4 protein-coding genes are annotated in these 2,422 nt (G+C 29.5%); all 4 read right to left on the reverse strand.

What is annotated here, in order from left to right; all coding sequences use genetic code 11:
• Positions 1-383: 383 nt before the first annotated feature.
• Positions 384-734 (reverse strand): 50S ribosomal protein L19, encoded by a 351-nt coding sequence (rplS, locus tag ABJD66_RS03905; RefSeq protein WP_013619598.1) that lies wholly within the window; start codon positions 732-734, stop codon positions 384-386.
• A 139-nt stretch (positions 735-873) separates the two neighbouring features.
• Positions 874-1,194 (reverse strand): hypothetical protein, encoded by a 321-nt coding sequence (locus ABJD66_RS03910; RefSeq protein ID WP_100895620.1) that lies wholly within the window; start codon positions 1,192-1,194, stop codon positions 874-876.
• Complete coding sequence (trmD, locus tag ABJD66_RS03915) at positions 1,187-1,867, reverse strand: tRNA (guanosine(37)-N1)-methyltransferase TrmD (protein ID WP_100895621.1); 681 nt, start codon at positions 1,865-1,867, stop codon at positions 1,187-1,189. Before trmD ends, ABJD66_RS03910 begins: the two co-directional genes overlap by 8 nt.
• A 38-nt stretch (positions 1,868-1,905) precedes the next feature.
• Positions 1,906-2,349, reverse strand: a complete 444-nt coding sequence (locus ABJD66_RS03920; RefSeq protein WP_348128460.1) for a GNAT family N-acetyltransferase — start codon at positions 2,347-2,349, stop codon at positions 1,906-1,908.
• Positions 2,350-2,422: the final 73 nt, after the last annotated feature.

Consider the following 2,422-nt stretch of genomic DNA (forward strand, 5'->3'; position numbering starts at 1 on the left):
AATCAAGTCAATCATTATATTTCTTCTTGTTACCACCTTTAAGTTAATTAAACATATAATTTATTAAATTAAAAATCTACAATTAAATTTTATCAACTTATTGTAGGCCTTCTTGTTAAAGCAATTAAGAATGTGTCTTAATTAGTTTATTTGAGGTCTTGTAACAATATAAAGAACGCAACTTTATAGAAATTTACTAAACACTTAACCATTAAAAATGATATTACTAGTAAACAACACTTAAAATTAATAAAAAATAATTAATAAACCTATAATTTTAACATATTCTATTTATTTTAAAATTTAACTGTGTATTTGGTAATTGTGTTAACAAAAAAAGTCTACCGTTAGGTAGACTTTTTATTGTTGTATTAGAAGTTATATTATTTACGAACTTCTTTAATTCTTGCTTTCTTACCAGTAAGACCTCTAAAGTAGAAGATACGAGCTCTACGTACTTTACCTTTCTTATTGATTTCAATTTTTTGTAGTGCAGGTAAATTAACAGGGAAAATACGCTCAACACCAACAGTACCAGACATTTTACGAATAGTAAAAGTTTCTGTAGCACCGCTACCTCTTCTTTGGATAACTACACCTCTAAAGAACTGAGTACGAGTTTTTTCACCTTCCTTAATTTCGTAGTATACAGTAATTGTATCACCAGCAGAGAATTTTGGAAAATCTTTTTTTGGAACAAATTCGTCTTCAACAAATTTAATTAATGCTTCCATCTTGTGTTTTTTTATATAAGTTTATTAAAATCAACAGTTCACGTGTTTCGCCAGAGGTTAATTTTAAATCGAGTGCAAAAATACATTATTAATTACATATAGCAAGTTTTGAATTGTATTTTTTGCTTTAAAATAGTTATTATGACTCTTTTTTTAATTTGCTAACGGCTATAATAAAGCCTATGACAAAAATAATAGAGAAGAAACAACTTAATACATTAACACTATAGTTAGCTAGCATTAGTTGCTCCATGTCTAAATTAAGTGCGCTTGTTAGTGCTGTTATTATTGGGTATGCTATTGTACACAAAAAGCTTACAATGCTACCAATAATCATAAAAACACCAGCTATATCCTTCTTTTTGGTGGTGTAAATTATAGCTCCAATAGTTGTTGTTATGGCTATTAGGGCGTAAAATATTGAAGTTATTCCGTATAATATTTCAAAATTATCAATCATTGTCTAGTAAATCTGGTCTTAATTGTTTGGTTCTTTCATAGGCTTGGTCTTCTCTCCATTTTTCTATTTTAGGAAAGTTACCATTAAGTAATACTTCTGGTACTTTTAACCCTTTGTATTCGGCAGGTCTTGTGTAAACTGGTGGGGCTAATAAATTATCCTGAAAAGTGTCTGTTAAAGCAGATGTTTCATTATTTAATACACCAGGAATTAACCTTATAATGGTATCGCATAAAACTGCAGCACCAAGTTCTCCTCCAGATAATACGTAATCTCCAATAGATATTTCTTTAGTAATTAAGGTATCTCTTACTCTTTGGTCTACACCTTTATAATGTCCGCAAAGAATAATTATATTTTCTGATAAGGATAGTGTGTTGGCCATTTTTTGGTTTAAAGTACTACCGTCTGGAGTCATATAAATAACATCATCATAAGTACGCTCTGCTTTTAGCTTGCTTATGCATTTGTCTATAGGTTCTATCATCATAACCATACCGGCACCACCACCAAATTGGTAATCATCTATTTGGTTGTAGCTTTTGTCTGTGTAATCTCTTAAGTTATGAAAATGAACTTCTACAAGTCCTTTTTCTATAGATCTTTTTAAAATTGATGCCTCAAACGGACTTTTTAATAACTCTGGTAAAACCGTAATAATATCTATTCTCATACTAAATTATTGGTAGCAAATATACAATTTAGATTTTGCTATTTGGCTGTCCAAAAGTAGTGAAAAGAGTTTGTGTCTTTTTTCCAGTTTAATTTTTCATATAATTTTTGTGCAGGGTTGTCTGTTGCAGTCTCTAGAGCAACTCCCTTATACTTATTTTCTAAACAAAACTCTTGTGCTTTTTGGAGTAGGGCAGCACCAATATTTTTAGATCTGTAATTTGCATCCACAAATAAATCGTTTAATATAAATATAGGTAGTAGAGATACTGATGAGTATGAGGTATAGAGTTGGGTAAAGCCAACGGCTTCATCACCTTTAAAAGCAATAAAAATATGAGATTGTCCTTTGGTTAATCTTTCTTTTAAAAAATTAATTGCAGCCTCTAAATTAGATTCTTGCTTGTAAAATATTCTGTAATTATTAAATAGAGGAGCTATTAAAGCTATGTGTTCTAGTGTTGCTTTTTTTACTGTTACCATAGTTTTTAAAATAAAAAAGCTCCTTATAAAGGAGCTTAGTATAAATTATTTTTTTTGCTTATTGAGTTCGTCC

This window comes from Cellulophaga sp., from assembly GCF_039943695.1.
Taxonomy (GTDB): Bacteria; Bacteroidota; Bacteroidia; order Flavobacteriales; family Flavobacteriaceae; genus Cellulophaga.

Excerpts from the sequence above, each read along its gene's own strand:
- rplS (WP_013619598.1), bottom strand. The coding sequence starts at position 734 with ATGGAAGCATTAATTAAATTTGTTGAAGACGAATTTGTTCCAAAAAAA.
- ABJD66_RS03910 (WP_100895620.1), bottom strand. The coding sequence starts at position 1,194 with ATGATTGATAATTTTGAAATATTATACGGAATAACTTCAATATTTTAC.
- trmD (WP_100895621.1), bottom strand. The coding sequence starts at position 1,867 with ATGAGAATAGATATTATTACGGTTTTACCAGAGTTATTAAAAAGTCCG.
- ABJD66_RS03920 (WP_348128460.1), bottom strand. The coding sequence starts at position 2,349 with ATGGTAACAGTAAAAAAAGCAACACTAGAACACATAGCTTTAATAGCT.